Source organism: Nitratidesulfovibrio oxamicus, assembly GCF_015731765.1.
GTDB classification, from domain to species: Bacteria; Desulfobacterota; Desulfovibrionia; order Desulfovibrionales; family Desulfovibrionaceae; genus Cupidesulfovibrio; species Cupidesulfovibrio oxamicus.
This window is the reverse complement of sequence record NZ_VRYY01000194.1, coordinates 1-4,672: the sequence shown is the minus strand read 5'-3', so window position 1 is coordinate 4,672 and position 4,672 is coordinate 1. Positions and strand designations below refer to the sequence as shown.

Here is a 4,672-nt window from a genome sequence, read left to right as displayed (position 1 = left end):
CCGATCTCGCCACCGCCGCCCGCGTGGCCGCCGCCTGCGGGGTAACCGACATCCGGGCCGACCTTCTGCCCGCCGACAAGACCGCCGCAGTGGCCGCGCTGGTGGCCGAAGGCGAACGGGTGGCCATGGTGGGCGACGGCGTCAACGACGCGCCCGCGCTGGCCACCGCGCACCTTGGCATCGCCATGGGCGGCATCGGCAGCGATGCGGCCATCGAAACCGCCGACATCACCCTGATGTCCGACGACCTCGGCAAGTTGCCGTGGCTGGTGCGGCATTCGCGCCGCACCCTGGGCGTCATCCGCCAGAATATCGGCTTTGCCCTTGGGCTGAAGGCGCTGTTCCTGGGCCTTGCCGTGTTTCAGGTGGCCAGCCTGTGGATGGCCATCGTGGCCGACATCGGCGGCTCGTTCCTGGTGATCATGAACGGCCTGCGCCTGCTGCGGCCCAAGGCGTAGGAAGGTGCCGCCCGGCAATGGCCGGGCAGGATGGCAAATCAAAACGCGGGGCGGACGGTCGCCCCGCGTTGCGTTTTTGTTGCGGGCAGGATGCAGGGAAGGGCGGTCAGGCCGTCACGGCGGCGAAGGCGGCACCGGTAAGGGCTGCCAGATCGGACGGGGAGAGTTCTATTTCCACGCCACGGCGGCCCGCGCTGACGTAGATGGTGGGATATTCCTGCGCGGAAGCGTCGATGACCGTGGGCAGGCGCTTTTTCTGGCCCAGCGGGCTTACGCCGCCCACCACGTAGCCGGTCACGCGCTCGGCCACGGCCACGTCGGCCATGGCGGCCTTCTTGGCGCCCACCACGCGGGCCAGCTGCTTCAGGTCCAGCTGGTGCAGCACGGGCACCACGGCCACCACCAGGCCGTCGCCTGCGGCCACCACCAGGGTCTTGAACACCCGGGCCGGGTCCACGCCCAGCTTGTCCGCCGCCTCGCGGCCATAGGATTCCGCCGCCGGGTCGTGGGTGTATTCGTGAATGGTGTAGGCGATCTTGGCCTTCTTGGCGCGGTCGATGGCCGGGGTCATGCTTCCTCCCTTGGGGACAGGCCTTCGGAGCGGACGATTCGGACCGCGTGGGCGGGCATGGCGGCTCCAGCGGACCGGACAGGTTACGATACCGCGCTTACCCCCGTTGCACCCGGGGCGCAATAACCCGCGCCAGCCCTGCGGCGGCTTTCCCCCGGTCAGCGGTTGCTCGCCTTGGCGGGCATGCCTATGTGATGCGGTACGTCCCTTTTTTTCAGGAGCAGTGCATGAAGCTTTTCCGTCTGATCCTTCCGGCCTCCCTCATGGTGCTGGCCCTTTCCACCGCCGCCCACGCCTTTTTCGGGTTCGGCGGCAAGTACGAAACCGTGCAGCCGCAAGGCGAGACCATCCGCATCAAGGCCGCCGACATCACCCCCACGGCGAAGTTCTACGCCATCAAGGATGGCGGCACCGAAATCCGCTTCTTTGTGGTGAAGGGGCCGGACGGCACCCCCCGCGCCGCGCTGGACGCCTGCGACGTGTGCTGGCGCGAGGGCAAGGGCTACCGTCAGGAAGGCCCCAACATGGTGTGCGAGAACTGCGGCATGGTCTTCAATACCGCGCGCATCAACGAGGTGCGCGGCGGCTGCAACCCGCACCCGCTGGAACGCACCATGGACGGCGGCGACCTGCTGCTGCGCGTGGCGGAATTGAAGGCCGGGGCCAGGTACTTCGCCACCGCGAAGTAAGCCCAAATGGTCCTTCGCCCGTTGGCTGACCGACCCGAAGGGCGCGGAGCGTGGCCGTTGGGCGAGCTTGCGAGCCCCACGGACATCGTGCGCAACGAGGTCAAACTTCGCCCGCCACTCGGTCGAATACGGCATGAGTACGCGTTGCGGTCCTCATCCGTAAAAGTTCGCTTCGCTCACGTAACGGCTAGGGCGCTCTGCGGTCGCCATCCGTAATGCTCGAAGACTCGCATAACGGCTGCCGCACTCCCTCAACGCGGGACTCTTTTTCCTTGCCAACGATCGAAAATCCTCATTTGGGGATAGTCTTGGAGCGGGAGCGAGCAACCCCGCCCGCGAGCACACCATGAACATCCTGACCATTCCGTTGCGCTGCGCCCGCAAGAAGTGGCTGCGCACCCTCTCGCTGTTCTGCATCTTCACCCTGGGGGTGGCCTCCATCGTTGCCCTGCGCGAGGTGTCCGCCGTGGTGGGCGAAAGCCTGGAGCGCAAGCTGACCAGTTTTGGCGCCAACATCATGGTTTCCCCCGCGCGGGAGACGCTGACCGTCAGCTACGGCGGCCTGCCCCTGGGCGACCTGCTGCTGGACGAGGGGCATCTGGCCCATGCCGAGACGGTCCGGCGCATCCGGTCCATCGAATTCAGCGCCAACATCGCCGGCGTGGCCCCCAAGCTGGTGACCATGGCCCGCATCGGCTCGCCCGCAGGGGCGGCCACGCCCGTGGCGCCGTTGCCGGTTGCGGTTGTTGGCGTTGACTGGCCGGAGGAACTTTCGCTGAAGGGCTACTGGGCCATCGACGGCGCCACTCCCAAGACTCCGGAAGGCACGCTGGCGGGCCACGCCGTGGCCGCGCGGCTGGGCCTTGCGCCGGGCAGCGTGGTGGACGTCAACGGCCACGCGGTGACCGTCACCGGGGTCATCGGGGCCACCGGCAGCGACGACGACAACGTGCTGCTGGCGGACATCGGCTTCGTGCAACGGGCCTTCAACCTGCCGGACAAGGCCAGCTTCGTGGAAGTGGCGGCCCTGTGCGCGGGCTGCCCCATCGACGACATCGTGGCCCAGCTGCGCGCCGCACTGCCGGGGCAGGACATCAAGGCCCTGCGCCACGTGGTGGAGCAGCGCATGTACTCCGTGCACTTTGCCCAGCAGCTGGCGCTGGTGGTCAGCCTGGTCATCCTGCTGACGGCCTGCGCCATGGTGGTCATGTCCATGCTGTCCGCCGTCAACGAGCGGCGGCGCGAGATCGGCATCCTGCGGTCGGTGGGCTTTTCGCGCTCCGGCGTGTTCACCGTGTTCGCGTCCGAGGCGCTGCTGGTGGGCGTGGCCGCCGGACTCGCGGGGTACCTGTCCGGCCACGGGCTGGCCCTGAGGGTGCTGGCGCTGCTGCACATGGCCGACGTGGCCCCGCCCCCGTTCAGCCTTGCGGCCCTGGCCCTGACGACAGGCGGCATTGCCGCCGTGTCCGTGCTGGCTGCGGCCTTCCCGGCGTGGAAGGCGTCGCGCGTGGAGCCTGCCGCCGCGCTGGTTTCCCTGTAGCCAACTGCGGCCATGGTCCCCAAATCCTCATCGCGGTGGCAGGCCACGACCGCAGAGACCTTTCCCCCATTTCCAGCCCCGCAAGGTTCGGCCCGTTGAAGAAAGGCACCACATGACCACAGACCACACCGCCCACACCGGCAGCGCCCGGGCCATCATCGAGGCGCGCGACCTTTGCAAGAGCTATCCGGCCACCGATGGCGGCGTGCCCGCGCCCGTGCTGCGCGGCGTTTCGCTGCGCGTGGCCCCCGGCGAATTCGTGGCCGTGGCGGGCCGTTCCGGTTCGGGCAAGTCCACGCTGCTCAATGTGCTGGCCTCGCTGACCCTGCCCGATTCGGGCACGGTGCTGTTCGACGGGCAGGACATCACCCGCGTGTCCGAGGCCCGGCGCAACCGCCTGCGCCACAGTGACTTTGCCGTGATCTTTCAGGCCCACCACCTGATGCCCTACCTGACCGCGCTGGAAAACGTGCTGCTGCCGTTCATGAACGGTCTTGCGCCGGTGCCTGCCGCCATGGCCGAAAAGGGCCGCAGCGTGCTGGACCGGGTGGGGCTTTCCGGCAAGGCCGGGTCGCTGCCGGGCGCGCTTTCCGGCGGGGAGCAGCAGCGCGTGGCCATTGCCCGCGCACTGGTGCGCGACGCCCGCGTGCTGTTTGCCGACGAACCCACCGGCAGCCTGGATACCGCCACGGGCGAGGCCATCATGGAACTGCTGGCCGAACTTGGCCGCGACGGCCTGACCACGGTGATGGTCACCCACAACCCGGACTATGCCCGCCGCGCCCACCGCACCCTGATCATGCGTGACGGCCTGATGGTGGACGGCCTGGCCTGACAGCTTGGCCTGACAGCTTGACCTGACGGTCTGGACTGGCGGGCAGCCCGATCCGGCGGGCTGCGGCGGCGCAGCCGTCAGCGACGGATGATTGTGGCGGGCTTGCGGTCTTTGCCGTGCCGCGCATGCGAAGGGGGGCGTTTCCGCCCCCTTCGTGTTGTGCGCACCCGCCGTTGCGCTGTTCCCCCGTGACGCCGACCGTAGCGCAAGGCCATGCGGTTTCCGCCACCGGGGTGGCGGGCGCATCGCGCACGATTTCAGGCCGGGTGCGACCCCGGCGCGAAACCGTTCAGACCAGATGCAGCGCGGTGATGCCCGCGACCAGCAGGGCCATGCCCAGCCACGCTACGGCGGTGGGCCGCTGGCCCAGCATGGCCCAGCCGCCCAGCGAGGTGCCCAGGATGCCGAAACCGCCCCACATGGCGTAGGCCACGGACAGATCCATGCCCCGCGTGGCGTAGGCCAGGCAGGTGAATGCCAGACCCACCAGCGCCAGCGCCCCCAGCGCCGGGCCGCGCCGGGTGAACCCGTGCGAGCGGGCCAGCAGCAGGTTGGCCCCCACGTCCAGGGCGGCGGCCA

General features: G+C 69.0%; 6 protein-coding genes. 4 read left to right on the top strand and 2 right to left on the bottom strand.

All coding sequences use genetic code 11. The annotated features are described in order from the left end of the window. A partial coding sequence (locus FVW20_RS07930) for an HAD-IC family P-type ATPase (protein ID WP_196608989.1) occupies nucleotides 1–458 on the top strand: 458 nt, incomplete at its 5' end. A gap of 106 nt (nucleotides 459–564) precedes the next feature. Here the strand turns inward: FVW20_RS07930 and ybaK are convergent. Then, nucleotides 565–1,029 carry a Cys-tRNA(Pro) deacylase gene (gene ybaK / locus FVW20_RS07925; protein WP_196608988.1) on the bottom strand — a complete coding sequence of 155 codons (465 nt, stop codon included), beginning with the start codon at nucleotides 1,027–1,029 and terminating at the stop codon, nucleotides 565–567. A gap of 227 nt (nucleotides 1,030–1,256) precedes the next feature. Here ybaK and FVW20_RS07920 point away from each other — a divergent pair, with 227 nt between their 5' ends. The 3 genes from FVW20_RS07920 (at nucleotide 1,257) to FVW20_RS07910 (ending at nucleotide 4,093) form a co-directional block, all read left to right on the top strand. After that, a complete protein-coding gene (locus FVW20_RS07920) occupies nucleotides 1,257–1,718 on the top strand; it encodes a DUF2318 domain-containing protein (RefSeq protein WP_196608987.1) in 462 nt (153 codons plus the stop codon). Between the two features lie 346 nt (nucleotides 1,719–2,064). Further along, nucleotides 2,065–3,258: an ABC transporter permease gene (locus FVW20_RS07915; RefSeq protein ID WP_196608986.1), complete on the top strand. Its 1,194-nt coding sequence runs from the start codon at nucleotides 2,065–2,067 to the stop codon at nucleotides 3,256–3,258. A gap of 112 nt (nucleotides 3,259–3,370) precedes the next feature. Continuing rightward, nucleotides 3,371–4,093: an ABC transporter ATP-binding protein gene (locus tag FVW20_RS07910; RefSeq protein WP_196608985.1), complete on the top strand. Its 723-nt coding sequence runs from the start codon at nucleotides 3,371–3,373 to the stop codon at nucleotides 4,091–4,093. Nucleotides 4,094–4,382: 289 nt separating this feature from the next. Here FVW20_RS07910 and FVW20_RS07905 read toward each other — a convergent pair. Beyond that, on the bottom strand, nucleotides 4,383–4,672 hold a 290-nt coding region (locus FVW20_RS07905), incomplete at its 5' end, for an SMR family transporter (RefSeq protein WP_196608984.1).